Origin of the sequence: Enterobacter sp. JBIWA008 (genome assembly GCF_019968765.1) — a bacterium.
Classification (GTDB): domain Bacteria; phylum Pseudomonadota; class Gammaproteobacteria; order Enterobacterales; family Enterobacteriaceae; genus Enterobacter.
This window is the reverse complement of sequence record NZ_CP074149.1, coordinates 3,528,282-3,547,021: the sequence shown is the minus strand read 5'-3', so window position 1 is coordinate 3,547,021 and position 18,740 is coordinate 3,528,282. Positions and strand designations below refer to the sequence as shown.

Annotated in this window: 12 protein-coding genes; 8 read left to right on the top strand and 4 right to left on the bottom strand. The window is 58.3% G+C overall.

The features are described 5' to 3' along the window. Positions 1–1,287, top strand: a complete 1,287-nt coding sequence (gene pepB / locus KGP24_RS16950) for an aminopeptidase PepB (protein WP_223561218.1) — start codon at positions 1–3, stop codon at positions 1,285–1,287. A 77-nt stretch (positions 1,288–1,364) separates the two neighbouring features. Further along, entirely contained in the window at positions 1,365–2,141 is a 777-nt protein-coding gene (gene sseB / locus KGP24_RS16945) for an enhanced serine sensitivity protein SseB (RefSeq protein ID WP_223561217.1), read from the top strand. Between the two features lie 17 nt (positions 2,142–2,158). On the opposite strand, the gene KGP24_RS16940 is transcribed toward sseB, so the two are convergent. The 4 genes from KGP24_RS16940 to KGP24_RS16925 form a co-directional block, all read right to left on the bottom strand. Beyond that, positions 2,159–2,929: a MurR/RpiR family transcriptional regulator gene (locus KGP24_RS16940; RefSeq protein WP_223561216.1), complete on the bottom strand. Its 771-nt coding sequence runs from the start codon at positions 2,927–2,929 to the stop codon at positions 2,159–2,161. Beyond that, complete coding sequence (gene sseA, locus KGP24_RS16935; RefSeq protein ID WP_223561215.1) at positions 2,929–3,774, bottom strand: 3-mercaptopyruvate sulfurtransferase; 846 nt, start codon at positions 3,772–3,774, stop codon at positions 2,929–2,931. The genes KGP24_RS16940 and sseA overlap by 1 nt, the downstream gene beginning before the upstream one ends. A gap of 90 nt (positions 3,775–3,864) precedes the next feature. Then, positions 3,865–5,232: a 6-phospho-alpha-glucosidase gene (locus KGP24_RS16930; RefSeq protein ID WP_223561214.1), complete on the bottom strand. Its 1,368-nt coding sequence runs from the start codon at positions 5,230–5,232 to the stop codon at positions 3,865–3,867. 12 nt (positions 5,233–5,244) lie between these two features. After that, positions 5,245–6,789 carry a PTS transporter subunit EIIC gene (locus KGP24_RS16925; protein WP_223561213.1) on the bottom strand — a complete coding sequence of 515 codons (1,545 nt, stop codon included), beginning with the start codon at positions 6,787–6,789 and terminating at the stop codon, positions 5,245–5,247. Positions 6,790–7,075: 286 nt separating this feature from the next. On the opposite strand from KGP24_RS16925, the gene KGP24_RS16920 reads away from it, so the two are divergent. From KGP24_RS16920 to ispG, 6 genes are all read left to right on the top strand, one after another. Further along, positions 7,076–12,028 carry an alpha-2-macroglobulin gene (locus KGP24_RS16920; RefSeq protein WP_223561212.1) on the top strand — a complete coding sequence of 1,651 codons (4,953 nt, stop codon included), beginning with the start codon at positions 7,076–7,078 and terminating at the stop codon, positions 12,026–12,028. 1 nt (position 12,029) lies between these two features. Further along, entirely contained in the window at positions 12,030–14,354 is a 2,325-nt protein-coding gene (gene pbpC, locus KGP24_RS16915; RefSeq protein ID WP_223561211.1) for a peptidoglycan glycosyltransferase PbpC, read from the top strand. Positions 14,355–14,510: 156 nt separating this feature from the next. Then, positions 14,511–14,942 carry a nucleoside-diphosphate kinase gene (gene ndk, locus KGP24_RS16910; RefSeq protein WP_223561210.1) on the top strand — a complete coding sequence of 144 codons (432 nt, stop codon included), beginning with the start codon at positions 14,511–14,513 and terminating at the stop codon, positions 14,940–14,942. A gap of 169 nt (positions 14,943–15,111) precedes the next feature. Further along, positions 15,112–16,278 carry a bifunctional tRNA (adenosine(37)-C2)-methyltransferase TrmG/ribosomal RNA large subunit methyltransferase RlmN gene (locus tag KGP24_RS16905; RefSeq protein ID WP_014171168.1) on the top strand — a complete coding sequence of 389 codons (1,167 nt, stop codon included), beginning with the start codon at positions 15,112–15,114 and terminating at the stop codon, positions 16,276–16,278. Positions 16,279–16,570: 292 nt separating this feature from the next. Further along, the gene (gene rodZ, locus KGP24_RS16900) at positions 16,571–17,590 is read left to right on the top strand and encodes a cytoskeleton protein RodZ (protein WP_223561209.1); all 1,020 of its coding nucleotides are present in this window, start codon (positions 16,571–16,573) and stop codon (positions 17,588–17,590) included. A 26-nt stretch (positions 17,591–17,616) separates the two neighbouring features. After that, positions 17,617–18,735, top strand: coding sequence for a flavodoxin-dependent (E)-4-hydroxy-3-methylbut-2-enyl-diphosphate synthase (gene ispG, locus KGP24_RS16895; RefSeq protein WP_023337626.1), 1,119 nt, complete (start codon positions 17,617–17,619; stop codon positions 18,733–18,735). The last annotated feature ends 5 nt before the right edge of the window (positions 18,736–18,740 follow it).

Sequence of the window (18,740 nt, the reverse complement as noted above, 5' to 3'; positions counted from 1 at the left end):
ATGACCGAAGCGATGAAGATTACGCTCTCTACGCAGCCAGCCGATGCGCGCTGGGGCGAGAAAGCCACGTACAGCATCAACAACGACGGTATTACCCTGCACCTGACGGGCAACGATGATTTGGGCCTGATCCAGCGCGCCGCGCGTAAAATTGACGGCCTGGGCATTAAGCATGTCTCCCTGGAAGGTGAAGGCTGGGATACCGACCTCAGCTGGGCATTCTGGGCGGGTTACAAAGGGCCGAAAGGCACCCGTAAAATTGAGTGGGCGAACCTTGACGCTGCCGGTCAAAAAGAGCTGGAAAGCCGCCTGCAAATCATCGACTGGGTGCGCGATACCATCAACGCCCCGGCGGAAGAGCTTGGTCCGGAGCAACTGGCGCAGCGCGCGGTTGACCTGCTGTGCGGCGTGGCGGGCGACAAGATGTCCTACCGCATCACCAAAGGTGAAGACCTGCGCGAGCAGAACTACATGGGCATCCATACCGTAGGCCGTGGTTCTGAACGTCCTCCTGTATTGCTGGCGCTGGATTACAACCCAACCGGCGATAAAGCAGCACCGGTCTTTGCCTGCCTGGTGGGTAAAGGCATCACCTTCGACACCGGCGGCTACAGCCTGAAGCAGAGCGCGTTCATGGACTCCATGAAGTCCGACATGGGCGGCGCGGCAACCATTACCGGTGCGCTGGCGTTCGCCATCACCCGCGGTCTGAACAAGCGCGTGAAGCTGTATCTCTGCTGCGCGGATAACATGGTGAGCGGTAACGCCTTCAAGCTGGGTGACATCATTCGCTATCGCAACGGCAAAAACGTCGAAGTGATGAACACCGACGCCGAAGGCCGTCTGGTACTGGCCGATGGCCTGATCGACGCGTCTGCCCAGAAGCCAGAGCTGATTATCGACATGGCGACCCTGACCGGCGCGGCGAAAACGGCGCTGGGCAACGACTACCACGCGCTGTTCAGCTTCGACGACAGGCTGGCCGCTCGCCTGCTGGCAAGCGCCGCTGCCGAAAACGAGCCGTTCTGGCGTCTGCCGCTGGCCGAGTTCCACCGTAGCCAGCTGCCGTCCAACTTTGCCGAGCTGAACAACACCGCAAGCGCGGCGTACCCGGCGGGTGCAAGCACCGCAGCAGGCTTCCTGTCCCATTTCGTTGAGAATTATCACGAAGGCTGGCTGCACATTGACTGTTCCGCAACCTACCGTAAAGCGGCGGTTGAGCAGTGGTCCGCGGGCGCGACCGGTCTGGGCGTGCGTACCGTAGCGAACCTGCTGACGGCTGAGTAATCTCATTACCCTTACCGTAACCCTCTCCCACGGGGAGAGGGTCGGGGTGAGGGGGAAATGCATCATCTGGAATTGTTATGTCCGATACCAAAAACGAATTAGAAACCCTGCTGGAGCAGGCGGCGACCGAGCCCGCCCACCGCCCGGCATTTTTCCGCACGCTGCTGGAATCCACCGTCTGGGTGCCGGGCACCGCGGCGGAAGGGGAGCAGGTCGTAGAAGACAGCGCGCTGGATCTGCTGCACTGGGAGAAAGACGACGGCACGTCGGTGATCCCGTTCTTCACCTCGCTGGAAGCCCTGCAGGAAGCGGTTGAAGACGAACAGGCGTTCGTGGTGATGCCGGTGCGTACCCTGTTCGAAATGACGCTGGGCCAGACGCTGTTCCTTAACGCGAAGCTGCCGACAGGAAAAGAGTTTACCCCGCGTGAAATCAGCCATCTGATAGGTGAAGAGGGCAACCCGCTCAGCACCCAGGAAGTGCTGGAAGGGGGCGAAACGCTGCTACTGTCTGAAGTGGCCGAGCCGCCCGCGCAGATGATTGACTCCCTGACCACGCTGTTCAAAACGCTCAAGCCAGTCAGGCGCGCGTTTCTCTGCTCTATTAAAGAGCGCGCGGACGAACATCCGGTTCTGCTGATTGGTATTGAAGCCGACGGTGATATCGACGACATCATTCAGGCGGCGGGAAGCGTGGCGACCGACACGCTGCCGGGCGATGAGCCGATCGATATCTGCCAGGTGAAGAACGGTGAGAAGGGCATCAGCCACTTTATCACCGAGCACATCACGCCGTTCTACGAGCGCCGCTGGGGCGGCTTCCTGCGCGATCTCAAAACCAACCGCATCATCTGATTACGGCGGGGTGAGTTTCACCCCGTTGCTTCCAGCAGCAGTAAATCCATCAGCAGCACCAGATTCGACTCAAACGAGGTTACCCCCGCGGCTTCGGCGGCGAAGTGTACCGCTTCGTCATAGAGGGCAAAGTGCACGTCGGCCATCTCAGCCAGCGTGTTGGCCGAGGCACGGGTAAACGCGACGATCGTCATGCCGACGTTTTTGGCTATCCGCGCTTTATCCAGCACCTGTTCCGTTTCGCCGCTGCGCGAGACGGCAATGAACACCTGATAGCGGGCGGCATTGCTGAGAAAAATGTTCCGGCTGTCGCCCGGTCCGGAGATAAACGCCGTTTTGCCCAGCACCTGCAGCTTCTTGGTCAGATACTCCGCAAACAGATAGGAAAACCCGGCGCCGTAGAGAAAGAAGCTCTCTTTCTGGCGCAGCAGCCCGGCAAACTGCTGGCGCTTCTCCTGCGTGACCCACTGGAAGGTGTGCTGATAGTTGGCGATAAACTGATTAAACAGCGCCGGGAGTTCAGGAAGCGATTTTCCCTGAGCGGCAATATGCGGCGTGTCGGAGAGCAGCTGCTTGCAGTGCCAGATAAACTCGCTAAAGCCGCTGAACCCCAGCTTCTGACATAGCCGCATGATAGTGGCGGTCGAAACAAACGTCGCCTGCGCCAGCTCTCGCACCGTGATGTTGCCCACCAGCAGCGGGTGCTCCGTGAGGTGGGCAAGGACGCGATACTCCGCGCGGGTCAGCGATGCCCCGCGCGTTAACAGCGTGGCCAGGCGGTTATCCATTATTTCGCGGGTTCGACAGGCAGATCGTCCCGTGCACCCCATTCGCTCCAGGCGCCGTCGTAAAGCGTGACGTCGTTCGCGCCGAGCGTGGCGAGTGCCAGGATCACTACGCAGGCCGTTACGCCGGAGCCGCAGCTGGCAATAATCGGACGATGTAAATCGACCCCTGCACGATCAAAAACGGCGCGCAGCTCGTCGGTGGTTTTCAGCTCGCCCTCAAACACCAGATCGCCCCACGGCACGTTCAGTGCGCCCGGAATATGTCCGCGCTTCAGCCCCGGACGCGGTTCATCCGCTTCGGCATTGAAGCGCGGAGCAGGACGCGCATCGACGATTTGGGCCGTTTTTTCATGGCTCACGACCAGCACGTCGGTCAGGCGTTTCACCACGTGTGCGTCGAACGTGGCATCGAATTCGCCTTCCGGCAGCGTCACGTCGCCCTGCTGAAAGGGCAGCTCGTCGCGCTTCCAGCCCGCAAGCCCGCCCGCCAGAATCGAGACTTTTTCCACGCCGAAGTTCTTCAGCATCCACCACGCGCGCGGCGCGGAGAAGAGATTACCTTCGTCATAGACAACGAGGTGTTTATCTTTGCTGACGCCCAGCTCGCGCATCGCCACGGAAAACGCTTCAGGGCGCGGCAGCATGTGCGGCAGGGGAGAGTTGTGATCGGAGAGGGCTTCGATATCAAAAAATACCGCGCCAGGCAGATGTCCGGCACGGTATTCACCGGGCACGTCGCGATGCTCTTGCCCCGGTGGGGCCATACGCGCGTCAATAATCTGGACTTCCGGATCGTCACCGTGCTCAATCAGCCAGTCGGCGGCGACAAAATATGAGGTGGACATGGGTTGCCTCCATTCTTTTCCGTAAAAAAGGATTGTCGGTGTTTTTTCTGACACCGACAAGCAAACCACGTTCAACTCGCGAGCAAGCCCCTATTTTTTCACCGTTTCGCCGTCCTGCCAGGCTTTTTGCAGCGCTGGCCAGTAGTCGCGGTTGGCCTCGATCATCTCATCCAGAATCGCTTTCGCATGCTCCATGGTCGGCACGGTGCGGTTGAGGGTAAACGCCTGCAGGGCTTTCTCATAGCTGCCCTCGATGGTCGCTTCCACCAGCAGCTGTTCAGAGGCGAGCTGCTGTTGCAAAAGGGTCTGATGGAACAGCGGCACCTGGCCGACGCGAATCGGTTCCGGGCCTTCGGAGGTGATATAAGCGGGCACTTCCACCACGGCATCGTAAGGCAGGTTGGCGATCGCGCCGCGGTTTTCCACCATTACCAGATGGCGGCTACGCAGGTTAAAGGCCAGAGAGCAGGCGACATCGACGATAAACTCGCCGTGGACGCCCACGTGGAAGGCATCCGGCAGGATCCCGGTGCGCTTATATTCTTCGGCGGCGGCGAACAGCTTTTTCTCGCGCCCGTCCATCACTTCGTTGGCGCGGGTATAGTCCGGGTTCTGATGTTCCACGATCTGGTTCGGCATCAGGTAGTACTGCAGATAGGGGTTCGGCAGATACTCCGGGAAGTTATCCATGATCGGCTTAATGTTGCGCCAGGTTTTTACCCACGACGGATCGGAATGCTGCGGGTCGGTTTTGGCCGCGTCTTCCGTCAGCAGGCCAAACTTCGCGATATGCTTACGCAGCTCTGGAAGCTTATCTTCGCCGTCCACCAGCACGCGGGTAAACCAGCCGAAGTGGTTCAGGCCGAAGTAGTCCACCTCCAGCCTGCGGCGATCGACACCCAGAATAGCGCCCATATTACGCATGGCAGCCACCGGCATATCGCAGATGTTCAGCACCCGCGCATTTGGTCGCAGGCGGCGCACGCCCTCTGCGACAATCGCCGCCGGGTTGGAGTAGTTCACGATCCAGGCTTTTTCGTGCGCGTAGCGATCCACCAGATCGATAAGTTCCACCATCGGCAGGATCGTGCGCAGCCCGTAGGCCAGGCCGCCGGGTCCGCAGGTTTCCTGGCCGACCACGCCGTGACGCAGCGGGATCTTCTCGTCCTGCTCGCGCATCTTGTACTGGCCGACGCGCATCTGGGCGAAGACGAAATGCGCGCCGCTCAACGCCACTTCCGGGTCACTGGTGACGGTAAATTTGATGCTCTGGCTGTGGTCACGAATGACCTTTTCGACGACGGGCGCAATGGTGTTCTGGCGCGCCTCATCGATGTCATAAAGACGAATTTCGGCCAGCGGGAAATCCTGCAGGCGCACCATCAGGCTTTTCACAATGCCCGGCGTGTAGGTGCTGCCGCCGCCGGCAATCGACAGAATAAATGGGGGTGTAAACATCTTTAGCTCCTTTCAGAGAAACGTCTCAACGGCTTCTCGCATTTTTTTGACGTGCAGCCCGTAGACCACCTGAACGTTGTTACCTTGTTTGATAATCCCTTTCGCGCCGGTCGCCTTGAGCCGCGGCTCGTCGATAATGGCGACATCCTTCACCGTGACGCGTAAGCGGGTGTAGCAGTTGTCCACCACCTCAATGTTTTCCCGGCCGCCCAGACCCGCCACGATGGATTCGCCCAGCCCGTCGTTATTGCCCTTCGCCTGGTACTCCTGCTTGCTGTAGAGGCGCGTCTCCTGATCGTCATCCTCACGGCCCGGCGTTTTCATGTTGAAGCGCAGGATCAGGAAGCGGAACACCACGAAGTAGAGGGCAAACATGATCAGCCCGACCACGATGTACATCGGCCAGTTGGACTTCTCCGTGCCGAGCGGCAGGTTGTAGAGGATGAAGTCGATAACCCCGTTGGCGCCGATGGCGTGAACGCCAAGCAGAGAGAACAGCATCATGCCGATACCGGTCAGCACCGCGTGCACCACGAACAGCAGCGGGGCGACGAACAGGAAGGAGAACTCAATGGGTTCGGTCACGCCGACCAGCAGCGAGGTCAGCGCCGCCGGGATCAGAATGGCTTTCGCAATGGCTTTACGCTCCGGCCTGGCGGTCATATACATCGCCAGCGCGGCGGCAGGCAGGCCGAACATCTTGCTGATGCCGCGCGCGTCCCACACCACGGTGCTGCTGAGCTGCTTCACATCCGGGCAGGCCATCTCGGCGAAGTAGATATTGCGCGCGCCCTGATAGGTTGCGCCGCACACCTCCTGCGTGCCGCCCAGCTCGGTATAGAGGAACGGCGTATAAACCAGATGGTGCAGGCCGGTGGGGACCAGAATACGTTCCAGGAAACCGTAGATTGCCACGCCAATCGGCCCGGAGCCTTTAATAGCCAGCGCCAGAGCGCTAATGCCGTGCTGGGCAAACGGCCACAGTTCACTCATCATTACGCCGAGCAGCATGGAGACGGGGAGCATGACGATGGCGACAAAGCAGTGGCCGGAGTAAATCGCCATCGCGCCGTTAAACTGTACGCCGGAGTATTTGTTGTACAGATATCCGGAGAGCGCCCCGGTCAGGATCCCGGCAAAGACGCCCATCTCCAGCACCTGAACGCCCAGTACCATGGTTTGCCCGGCCGCTTTCATCTGAGAAGCTGGCGCCAGTGCGCCCTGCAGCTGTAGCGTAACGTTCATGGCGTTGATGAACACGACAAAGGTCACCAGACCAATCAGCGCGGCATAGCCTTTATCACGCGTCGCCAGACCAATCGGGATCCCGACGGCAAACACCAGCGCCAGGTTGACCAGCACCGACACGGCAGATTTCGCGATAAGCTGACCAATATGCTGAATTAGCGGATGGCCCAGAAACGGCAGGTATTCAGCGAGATTACCGTTACCCAGTACGTTACCAAAGGCGATAAACAGACCGACGATCGGTAAAATAAGTACCGGTCCGTACAATGATTTTCCGAAATTTTGTAGGGCGTTCACGGCTCGTTTCATGGCTTTCTCTCTTCTTGAACCGCGCACTCGAGGTGCGTCATGGTCATAAAACTAGCAGCCTTCAGGCGAGCTTATCCAGCTATCTTCTTGTTTTAAAAACAAATGACGTGAAAGGTAACATGTGACGTTATAGGCTGTGATCGCGGTTACATCACGGCCTGGCGGCGTGATGCCGTTCTGCGAGGCGCTTTCCAGATTTTAAAATTGGCCTTTTTGAATTAATGAAACTTGCGGATAATACTTATCCGGACGACGACCAACAGGCTCCATGGGCCAGGGATAAAGGATGAAACCGTTTCGCTTAGCCGCGCTCTCTCTTGCGCTGCTTACCACGTTTACGCTTGTCGGCTGTGATAACAGCGACGATAAATCTCAGGCTGCGGCTCCCGCGGCATCTGCTCCATCCACACCGAAAGCAGCGGAAAAGCCTGACGCTGATAAGCTGGCAAAACTGGCGGCCCAGAGCCAGGGAAAAGCGCTGACGTTGCTGGATACCTCAGAAGTTCAGCTCGACGGTGCCGCCACGCTGGTGCTGACCTTTTCTGTTCCGCTAAATCCCGATCAGGATTTTGCCAAAACGGTGCATGTCGTGGATAAGAAAAGCGGCAAGGTTGACGGGGCGTGGGAACTTGCGCCTAACCTGAAAGAGCTTCGCCTGCGCCATCTGGAACCTAACCGTAACCTGGTCGTCACCGTTGAACGTGACCTGCAGGCGCTGAACAAGGCTACGTTTGGCATTGATTATGAAAAAGCCCTGACTACCCGGGACATTGAACCCACCGTTGGCTTTGCCAGCCGCGGCTCGCTGCTGCCGGGCAAGGTGGTAGAAGGTCTGCCGGTGATGGCACTTAACGTCAGCAATGTTGATGTCAACTTTTACCGCGTGAAGCCGGAATCGCTGGCCTCTCTTGTCAGCCAGTGGGAGTACCGTAACTCGCTGACCAACTGGGAGTCCGATAACCTGCTGAAGATGGCGGAGCTGGTTTACACCGGTCGATTCGATCTTAATCCGGCGCGCAATACACGCGAAAAATTACTGTTGCCCCTGAAGGATATTAAACCGCTCCAGCAGTCTGGCGTTTATATCGCGGTCATGAACCAGGCCGGGCATTACAACTACAGCAACGCCGCAACGCTCTTTACCCTAAGCGATATTGGCCTGTCCGCTCACCGTTACCATAACCGCCTGGACATCTTTACCCAGAGCCTGGAAAACGGTGCGGCGCAGTCCGGCGTGACCGTCACGCTGCTCAACGACAAAGGCCAGACCCTCGCCGAAGCGAAGAGCGATGCCGACGGTCATGCGAAGCTCGAAACTGACAAAGAGGCCGCGCTGATTCTGGCGAGCAAAGACGGCCAGACCACGCTGCTTGACCTCAAGCTTCCGGCGCTGGATCTGGCGGAGTTTGATATCGCAGGGAGTCCGGGCTACAGCAAGCAATTCTTCATGTTTGGTCCACGCGATCTCTACCGCCCGGGTGAAACGGTGATCCTCAACGGCCTGCTGCGCGACAGTGACGGTAAGCCGCTTCCGGATCAGCCCGTGAAGCTTGACGTGCTGCGTCCGGATGGACAGATCGCACGTACGATTGTCGTCAAGCCAGAGAACGGTCTCTATCGCTTTAACTATCCGCTGGACAGCGGGGCGCAGACCGGTATGTGGCATATCCGCGCCAACACGGGCGATAACCTGCAGCGTCTGTGGGACTTCCACGTCGAAGACTTCATGCCAGAGCGCATGGCGCTCAACCTGAGCGGACAAAAAACGCCGGTTTCACCGCAGGATAACGTGGACTTTAACGTGGTGGGCTATTACCTGTATGGCGCACCGGCCAACGGTAATTCTCTGCAGGGCCAGCTTTTCCTGCGTCCGATGCGTGACGCGGTAGCAGCGCTGCCGGGCTTCCAGTTTGGCGATATCGCCGAAGAGAACCTGAGCCGCAGTCTGGATGAAGTTCAGCTTACGCTTGATGAGCTGGGGCGTGGGCAGGTTTCCACCGAAAGCCAGTGGAAAGAGGTGCACTCTCCGCTACAGCTGATCCTGCAGGCCAGCCTGCTGGAGTCGGGCGGTCGTCCGGTGACGCGTCGTGCTGAGCAGGCTATCTGGCCCGCAGCGGAATTGCCGGGTATCCGTCCTCAGTTCGCCAGCAAGGCGGTTTACGACTACCGCACCGATACCACCGTCAACCAACCGATTGTTGACGAGAACGGTAACGCCAGCTTCGACATCGTGTATGCCGATGCCAGCGGAGCGAAAAAGGCCGTTTCCGGGTTACAGGTTCGCCTGATCCGCGAGCGTCGGGACTACTTCTGGAACTGGTCAGAGAGCGAAGGCTGGCAGTCTCAGTTCGATCAGAAAGACCTGGTCGAAGGCGAGCAGGAGCTGACTCTCAAGGCCGACGAGACGGGTAAAGTCACCTTCCCGGTGGAGTGGGGCTCATACCGTCTGGAGGTGAAAGCGCCTGATGAGATGGTCAGCAGCGTGCGCTTCTGGGCAGGCTACAGCTGGCAGGATAACAGCGACGGCACCGGGGCTGCACGTCCCGACCGCGTGACGCTGAAACTGGATAAGCCAGCCTATCAGCCAGGCGATACCATTAATCTGCACATTGCAGCGCCGGCAGCAGGCAAGGGCTATGCGATGATCGAGTCCAGCGAAGGGCCGCTGTGGTGGAAGGAGATCGACGTACCGGCAAACGGACTTGATCTCGCTATCCCGGTCGACAAAGCCTGGAAACGTCACGATCTCTACCTGAGTACGCTGGTGGTACGTCCTGGGGATAAATCCAAATCCGCCACGCCGAAACGCGCGGTCGGCCTGCTGCATTTGCCAATGGGCGATGAAAATCGCCGTCTGAACATTGCTCTCGATAACCCGCAGAAAATGCGTCCAAACCAGACGCTCTCTGTGAAGGTGAAAGCCAGCGTGAAAGAGGGTGCGGTTCCGCAGAAAGTGAACGTGCTGGTCTCGGCGGTGGACAGCGGCGTGCTGAACATTACCGATTACGTTACGCCCGATCCGTGGCAGGCTTTCTTCGGCCAGAAGCGCTATGGCGCGGATATCTACGATATCTACGGCCAGGTCATTGAAGGGCAGGGGCGTCTGGCCGCGCTGCGCTTTGGTGGTGACGGTGATGAGCTGAAGCGCGGCGGTAAGCCGCCGGTGAACCACGTCACTATTATTGCCCAGCAGGCACAGCCGGTTATTCTGGATGCCAACGGAGAAGGCACGATTACGCTGCCGATTGGTGATTTCAACGGCGAGCTGCGTCTGATGGCGCAGGCCTGGACGGAAGACGATTTCGGCAGCAGCGAAAGCAAGATTGTGGTGGCCGCGCCGGTTATTGCCGAGCTTAATACGCCGCGCTTCCTGGCAAGCGGGGACACCTCACGGCTGACGCTGGATCTCACCAACCTGACGGACAAGCCGCAAACGTTGAACATCGCCCTGACCGCGACAGGCAAACTGTCGCTGGAAGGCGGGCAGCCGCAGCCGGTTCAGTTGTCTCCTGGCGCGCGCAGCACCCTGTTTATTCCGGTGCGTGCGCTGGAGGGTTATGGCGACGGTGAGGTGACCGCGCAGGTTATGGGCCTGCAGCTTCCGGGCGAGACCTTTGCGCCGCAGCAGAAGAGCTGGAAAATCGGCGTGCGTCCGGCGTTCCCGGCGCAGACGGTCAATACCGGTGCCATGCTTAACCCCGGCGAGTCCTGGACCGCGCCCGTGCAGCACAGCAACGGTTTCTCTCCTGCTACCCTGCAGGGGCAACTGCTGCTCAGCGGCAAACCACCGCTTAATCTGGCGCGCTATATTCGCGAACTGCAGGCGTATCCGTATGGCTGCCTGGAGCAGACCACCAGTGGCCTGTTCCCGTCGCTCTATACCAACGCGGCGCAGCTTACTGCACTTGGCATCAAGGGCGACACCGATGACAAACGCCGTGCAGCGATTGATATTGGCATCTCTCGCCTGCTGCAGATGCAGCGTGAAGACGGCGGGTTCGCGCTGTGGGATAAAAACGGTCCGGAAGAGTACTGGCTGACGGCCTACGTGACCGACTTCCTGGTGCGCGCGGGCGAACAGGGTTACAGCGTACCTGCCGATGCAGTGAATAACGCCAATAGCCGCCTGCTGCGCTACCTGCAGGACCCGGGCATGATGTCCATTCGCTACAGCGACGATGCTCAGGCCAGCAAGTTCGCCGTGCAGGCTTATGCCGCGCTGGTGCTGGCGCGTCAGCAAAAAGCGCCGCTGGGCGCGCTGCGTGAAATCTGGGATCGCCACGCCCAGGCGGCTTCCGGGCTGCCGCTGATGCAGCTGGGCATGGCGCTCAAATTGATGGGCGATGCGCCGCGCAGCCAGCAGGCGCTGGATCTGGCGCTCAAAACGCCGCGTAACGACAGCAAAACCTGGATGGCCGATTACGGCAGCACGCTTCGCGATAACGCGCTGATGCTTTCCCTTCTGGAGGAGTACAAGCTGCTGCCGGATGCGCAAAATACGCTGCTGAATGCTCTGTCTGAAGAGGCTTTCAGCCAGCGCTGGCTGTCAACGCAGGAGAGCAACGCGCTGTTCCTGGCCGGACGCTCGCTGCAAACCCTGTCTGGTACGTGGCAGGCGAAAACTTCTCTATCTGAGACCGCATCAGGCGGCGATAAGTCACTGGTACAAAACGTGAGCGGCGAGCAGCTTGGCGCGCTGCAGGTTACCAATACCGGGACAACACCGCTGTGGGTTCGTCTGGACAGCACCGGCTATCCGGAATATGCCCCTCAGCCGAGTTCGAACGTGCTGCAGGTTGAACGTCACATCCTGGCAACCGACGGCAGCAGTAAATCGCTCTCTTCGCTGAAGAGCGGTGAGCTGGTGCTGGTGTGGCTGGAAGTTAAAGCCAGCCAGAACGTGCCGGATGCGCTGGTGGTGGATCTGCTCCCTGCGGGTCTGGAGCTGGAAAACCAGAACCTGGCGAGCAGCAGCGCCAGCCTGCAGGACAGCGGCAGTGAGGTCCAGAACCTGCTCAGCCAGATGCAGCAGGCGGACATTCAGCACATGGAGTTCCGCGACGACCGCTTTGTGGCTGCCGTGCCGGTAAATGAAGGCCAGCCGGTCACGCTGGTCTATCTGGCGCGTGCCGTGACGCCGGGAACCTATCAGGTGCCTGTCCCGATGGTGGAGTCTATGTACGTTCCGCAGTGGCGGGCAACGGGGGCGGCCAGCGGCCCGCTGATTGTTGTTCCGTAATATGCGAATAGCACGTCTGACACGCTCCCGCTGGCTATGGCTGGCGGGAGCGCTTCTCGTTTTATGGGGGCTGATTGTCGCCGCCGACCGCCTGTGGCCGTTACCTCTGAAAGAGGTTAATCCCGCCCGGGTGGTGGTGGATGAGAAGGGCACGCCGCTGTGGCGTTTTGCCGATAGCGACGGGATCTGGCGCTACCCGGTTACGATTGAAGAGGTCTCTCCCCGTTATCTTGAGGCGCTGATCCAGTACGAAGATCGCTGGTTCTGGGATCACCCTGGCGTAAACCCGCTCTCTGTCCTGCGCGCTGCCTGGCAGGATCTCAGTTCTGGCAAAGTCGTCTCTGGCGGAAGCACGCTCACCATGCAGGTGGCGCGCCTGCTGGACCCGCATCCGCGCACCTTTGGCGGCAAAGTTCGTCAGCTCTGGCGGGCAATGCAGCTGGAGTGGCATCTTTCCAAGCGCGACATTCTCACGCTCTATCTCAACCGCGCTCCGTTTGGCGGCACGCTGCAGGGCGTCGGGGCGGCAAGCTGGACCTATCTCGGCAAACCGCCGTTGCAGCTCAGCTATTCCGAAGCGGCGCTGCTGGCGGTACTACCGCAGGCACCCAGCCGCTTGCGTCCGGACCGCTGGCCTGAGCGGGCAGAAGCGGCGCGCAACAAAGTGCTCGACCGCATGGTAACGCAGGGCGTCTGGTCCGCGAAGCAGGTTAAAGAATCACGGGAAGAATCGGTGTGGCTGGCCCCCCGACAGATGCCGCAGCTGGCACCGCTCTTTGCGCGCATGATGCTCGGCAAAAGCCGCGACACTAAAATAGTCACCACGCTGGATGCCGGACTGCAGCGGCAGCTGGAAGAGCTGGCGATGAACTGGAAATCTCGCCTGCCGGCGCGCAGCTCGCTGGCGATGATCGTCGTGGATCATACCGATATGAAAGTGCGCGGCTGGGTCGGGTCGGTGGATATTAATGATGACACGCGTTTCAGCCACGTGGATATGGTCAATGCGATCCGATCCCCGGGATCGGTGTTAAAGCCCTTTATCTACGGTATGGCGCTGGATGATGGCCTGATCCATCCCGCCTCGCTGCTCCAGGACGTTCCCAGAAAAACCGGTGATTATCGCCCCGGGAATTTTGACAGTGGGTTCCACGGACCGGTTAGCATGAGTGAAGCGCTGGTGCGCTCCCTCAACCTGCCCGCGGTACAGGTACTGGAAGCCTACGGGCCAAAACGTTTTGCCGGGATGCTGAGCAACGCAGGCTTGCCGCTGATCCTGCCTGCGGGGGCGCAGCCGAATCTGTCCCTGATCCTCGGCGGGGCTGGCGCCCGGCTGGCGGATATCACAGCGGCCTACAGCGCGTTTGCCCGACACGGTAAGGCGGGAAGGCTGCGGTTACAGCCGGGCGATCCGCTCATTGAACGTCCGCTGCTGTCGCAAGGCTCGGCGTGGATTATTCGCCGCATTCTGGCGAACGAGGCGCAGCCGCTCCCGGATAATGCGTTACCGCAGATCGCGCCGCTGGCGTGGAAAACAGGAACCAGCTACGGCTACCGTGATGCCTGGGCCATCGGTCTGAATGCCCGTTACGTAATAGGTATCTGGACAGGACGACCGGACGGCACGCCCGTGGCGGGGCAGTTTGGTTTTGCCAGCGCGGTTCCGCTGTTAAACCAGGTGAATAACCTGCTTCAGTCACGCTCAACGGTAGATGAGGCCCGCCTGCCGCGCGACCCGCGTCCGGAGAGCGTCGGGCGGGGCGTGATCTGCTGGCCGGGCGGCCAGTCGCTGCCGGAAGGGAGTGAAAACTGTCGGCGTCGCCTGTCGACCTGGCTTCTGGAAGGGAGTGAACCGCCCACGCTGCTATTGCCCGAACAGGAAGGCATTCGCGGTATTCGTTTCCCGGTCTGGCTGGATAAAATGGGTAAGCGTGTGGCGGCAGATTGCCCTGATGCTACTGAAAAAGTCCTTGATGTCTGGCCGCTGCCGCTGGAGCCTTGGCTGCCGGCGACCGAGCGTCGCGCGGTACGGGTCCCTCCTTCATCAACCACCTGTCCTCCGCTGTCGCAGGACGCACCTGCGCCACTCATCCTGACAGGCGTGCGTGAAGGGGCCGTCATCAAACGTCTGCCGGGGGAACCCCGCGTTTCGCTGCTGCTTCAGGCGACCGGCAATAGCGGTGAGCGCTGGTGGTTTTTGAACGGTGAGCCGCTGAATGTCAAGGGAAGAGTTTACACATTACAGCTTGATAAATCGGGCGATTATCAGTTACTCGTTTTGGATGAGACCGGGCAGGTCGCGACGGTGAATTTTACGCTGCAGTGATCTGAAAACAGCTTTCAGATGTGAGCTGTTGCTAAAACTCGTCTTATTTTAAAAAAATGTTATGCAGAACCATAGGCAATGGCGCTATTGCTCATTATAATCCGCGCCACACCATACTCAGGTATGCAAAACAACAGAACATTGACAGAGGTTATCATGGCTATTGAACGTACTTTTTCCATCATCAAACCAAACGCGGTGGCAAAAAACGTTATTGGCAGCATCTTCGTTCGCTTTGAATCTGCAGGGTTCAAAATTGTTGGCACCAAAATGCTGCACCTGACCGTTGAGCAGGCTCGCGGTTTCTACGCTGAGCACGAAGGCCGCCCATTCTTTGACGGCCTGGTTGAGTTCATGACCTCCGGTCCAATCGTGGTATCCGTGCTGGAAGGCGAAAACGCAGTACAGCGTCACCGTGACCTGCTGGGCGCAACCAACCCGGACAACGCGCTGGCAGGTACTCTGCGCGCTGACTATGCGGACAGCTTCACCGAGAACGGTACCCACGGTTCTGACTCTGTTGAATCTGCTGCACGCGAAATCGCTTTCTTCTTCGCAGAAGGCGAAGTGTGTCCACGCACCCGTTAATTTAACGGTTTCGTTTACACATTATTTTCGTAAATGCCGCGTCCAGACGTGGCATCCCTGCGCCAGACTTTGTACAATGCAACGCCCCGGACGAGCAGACTGCTTTCCGGGGCGTTTCTATTCAACCCTCCATGGGCCATAACGTGTAACAACGAGGCCGGAAAATATTATGTCTGAATTAGTGAATACCTCTGAAGTCGCCATTCCTGCGGTTCCCAATAAAAATGGAAAAATCAACCTGCTGGACCTGAACCGTCAGCAGATGCGCGAGTTCTTTAAAGAGATGGGCGAAAAGCCGTTTCGTGCCGATCAGGTCATGAAGTGGATGTACCATTACTGCAGCGACAATTTTGATGACATGACTGACATCAACAAGGTCCTGCGCAACAAGCTCAAAGAAGTGGCTGAAATCCGCGCACCGGAAGTGGTGGAAGAGCAGCGCTCAGCGGATGGCACCATCAAATGGGCGATTGCGGTAGGCGATCAGCGCGTTGAAACCGTCTATATCCCGGAAGAAGACCGCGCGACGCTGTGCGTCTCCTCTCAGGTAGGCTGTGCGCTGGAGTGCAAATTCTGCTCAACCGCGCAGCAAGGGTTTAACCGTAACCTCCGCGTGTCTGAAATTATCGGCCAGGTCTGGCGTGCCGCGAAAATCGTGGGCGCGGCAAAAGTAACCGGTACGCGTCCTATCACCAACGTGGTGATGATGGGGATGGGTGAGCCGCTGCTGAACCTGACCAACGTCGTTCCGGCGATGGAAATCATGCTGGATGACTTCGGCTTTGGTCTGTCCAAGCGCCGCGTGACGCTGTCTACCTCAGGCGTTGTGCCTGCGCTGGACAAGCTTGGCGATATGATTGACGTTGCGCTGGCGATCTCCCTGCACGCGCCAAACGATGAAATTCGTGACGAAATTGTGCCGATCAACAAAAAGTACAATATCGAAACCTTCCTCGCTGCGGTGCGTCGCTATCTGGAGAAATCCAACGCCAACCAGGGCCGTGTCACCATCGAATACGTGATGCTTGACCACGTCAATGACGGCACCGAACATGCGCATCAGCTTGCGGAGCTGCTGAAAGATACGCCATGTAAGATCAACCTGATCCCATGGAACCCGTTCCCGGGCGCGCCGTATGGCCGTAGCTCGAACAGCCGTATCGACCGTTTCTCCAAGGTGCTGATGGAGTATGGTTTCACCACCATCGTGCGTAAAACCCGTGGTGATGACATTGATGCAGCATGCGGACAGCTGGCTGGTGATGTTATTGACCGTACCAAACGTACCCTGCGTAAACGCATGCAGGGCGAGACGATCGCGGTTAAAGCTGTTTGATTATTATGTATCACGGCGCATTATCTGCGCCGTGATACATAACCTTACTGAATAAACAGTCAGATTCGTGATGACTGAATAATAATTACGGTGCGTTTCATCCGACTTTCGGGCAGTATGTAGCGACGTAACAACAGTTTAGCCGTACGGGCAGGGCTGTACTGTCATCTCCGGGCTGACAGTCTTATACTCTCTGTTCAAGGTTAACTGACCAGAAGTTTCGCGGTGCGGGTAGCATTGTGACTCACCGGCACCTGAACCCTTATTTTTCACGTACCAGTAGTTGTAGCGAATGAATACTGAAGCCACTCACGACCAACATGAAGCACTCTCCACTGGCGTTCGTCTTCGCAACGCCCGTGAACAACTCGGACTCAGCCAGCAAGCCGTTGCGGAACGCTTGTGCCTGAAGGTTTCCACGGTTCGCGATATTGAAGAAGATAAGGCACCAGCCGATTTGGCTTCAACGTTCCTGCGCGGTTATATCCGCTCTTACGCAAAACTGGTGCATATCCCCGAAAACGAATTACTGCCAATGATGGAGAAGCAGGCGCCGGTCCGTGCAGCAAAAGTTGCGCCGATGCAGACCTTCTCCCTGGGGAAACGTCGTAAAAAACGTGATGGCTGGCTGATGAGCTTTACCTGGCTGGTGCTGTTTGTGGTAATCGGTCTGACCGGTGCATGGTGGTGGCAAAACCACAAGGCGCAGCAGGAAGAGATCACCACCATGGCCGATCAATCTTCTGCTGAACTCAACCAGGCCGGAAGCGATAACGCCCAGAGCGTGCCGCTGAATACCGACGGCGCGGCCACCTCCAGCGAGCCACAGACGGCTGCGACAGAGGTGCCGGCTACCAATGCTGCACAGGCTCCGGCAGCAACGGCTAACACCGCTGCGCCACAGGCTCAGCCTCAGGATCAAAACGCAGTGGTTTCCCCTTCTCAGGCAAATGTTGACACTGCGGCGAATGCGCCTGCGGCCAATCAGTCTGCAGACAATAGCGCAGCGTCTCTGCCAACCAGCCCGGCGGGTACTGCAACAGCAGCCGATCCCAACGCGCTGGTGATGAACTTCAGCGCCGACTGCTGGCTGGAAGTGACTGACGCTACTGGTAAAAAACTGTTCAGCGGCCTGCAGCGTAAAGATGGCACGTTGAACCTAACCGGTCAGGCTCCTTATAAACTTAAAATCGGCGCTCCGGCAGCGGTACAGATCCAGTATCAAGGAAAACCTGTCGACCTGAGCCGCTTTATCAGAACTAACCAGGTTGCACGTCTTACCGTTAATGCCGAACAATCAGCAGCACAGTAACAGACGGGCAACGCGGGAGATTTTTCATGCATAACCAGGCTCCGATTCAACGTAGAAAATCGAAACGGATTTACGTTGGGAATGTGCCAGTCGGCGATGGGGCACCTATCGCCGTTCAGTCGATGACCAACACGCGCACCACGGATGTGGAAGCGACGGTTAATCAAATCAAAGCATTAGAACGTGTAGGCGCGGACATTGTTCGCGTTTCCGTCCCAACCATGGATGCCGCTGAGGCGTTCAAGCTGATCAAACAGCAGGTTAGCGTTCCTCTGGTCGCGGATATCCACTTCGACTACCGCATCGCACTGAAAGTGGCCGAATACGGCGTCGACTGCCTGCGTATTAACCCGGGCAACATCGGTAACGAAGAACGTATTCGCATGGTCGTGGACTGCGCCCGCGATAAAAATATTCCTATCCGTATCGGCGTTAACGCCGGTTCCCTGGAAAAAGACCTGCAGGAAAAATACGGCGAGCCTACGCCACAGGCGCTGCTCGAATCTGCGATGCGTCATGTCGATCACCTCGATCGTCTCAACTTCGATCAGTTTAAAGTCAGCGTAAAAGCGTCCGATGTGTTCCTGGCGGTAGAGTCTTATCGCCTGCTGGCAAAGCAGATCGACCAGCCTCTGCATCTCGGGATCACCGAAGCGGGCGGTCTGCGCAGCGGCTCTGTAAAATCCGCGATCGGTCTGGGGCTGCTGCTCTCAGAAGGGATCGGTGACACCCTGCGCGTCTCGCTGGCGGCCGATCCGGTTGAAGAGATCAAAGTCGGTTTCGATATCCTGAAGTCACTGCGCATTCGCGCGCGTGGGATCAACTTCATTGCCTGCCCAACCTGCTCACGCCAGGAGTTTGATGTGATCGGGACGGTGAATGCCCTGGAGCAACGTCTGGAAGACATTATCACCCCGATGGACGTCTCCATCATCGGCTGCGTGGTAAACGGTCCGGGTGAAGCACTGGTGTCAACCCTTGGCGTCACCGGCGGTAACAAGAAAAGTGGTCTCTATGAAGATGGCGTTCGTAAAGATCGTCTGGATAATAGCGACATGATCGACCAGCTTGAAGCCCGCATCCGCGCCAAAGCCGCCATGATGGACGAAACACAGCGTATTAGCGTTCAGCAGGTTGAAAAATAACGTGA

Coding starts and splice junctions, on each gene's coding strand:
- pepB (WP_223561218.1), top strand. CDS start 1: ATGACCGAAGCGATGAAGATTACGCTCTCTACGCAGCCAGCCGATGCG.
- sseB (WP_223561217.1), top strand. CDS start 1,365: ATGTCCGATACCAAAAACGAATTAGAAACCCTGCTGGAGCAGGCGGCG.
- KGP24_RS16940 (WP_223561216.1), bottom strand. CDS start 2,929: ATGGATAACCGCCTGGCCACGCTGTTAACGCGCGGGGCATCGCTGACC.
- sseA (WP_223561215.1), bottom strand. CDS start 3,774: ATGTCCACCTCATATTTTGTCGCCGCCGACTGGCTGATTGAGCACGGT.
- KGP24_RS16930 (WP_223561214.1), bottom strand. CDS start 5,232: ATGTTTACACCCCCATTTATTCTGTCGATTGCCGGCGGCGGCAGCACC.
- KGP24_RS16925 (WP_223561213.1), bottom strand. CDS start 6,789: ATGAAACGAGCCGTGAACGCCCTACAAAATTTCGGAAAATCATTGTAC.
- KGP24_RS16920 (WP_223561212.1), top strand. CDS start 7,076: ATGAAACCGTTTCGCTTAGCCGCGCTCTCTCTTGCGCTGCTTACCACG.
- pbpC (WP_223561211.1), top strand. CDS start 12,030: ATGCGAATAGCACGTCTGACACGCTCCCGCTGGCTATGGCTGGCGGGA.
- ndk (WP_223561210.1), top strand. CDS start 14,511: ATGGCTATTGAACGTACTTTTTCCATCATCAAACCAAACGCGGTGGCA.
- KGP24_RS16905 (WP_014171168.1), top strand. CDS start 15,112: ATGTCTGAATTAGTGAATACCTCTGAAGTCGCCATTCCTGCGGTTCCC.
- rodZ (WP_223561209.1), top strand. CDS start 16,571: ATGAATACTGAAGCCACTCACGACCAACATGAAGCACTCTCCACTGGC.
- ispG (WP_023337626.1), top strand. CDS start 17,617: ATGCATAACCAGGCTCCGATTCAACGTAGAAAATCGAAACGGATTTAC.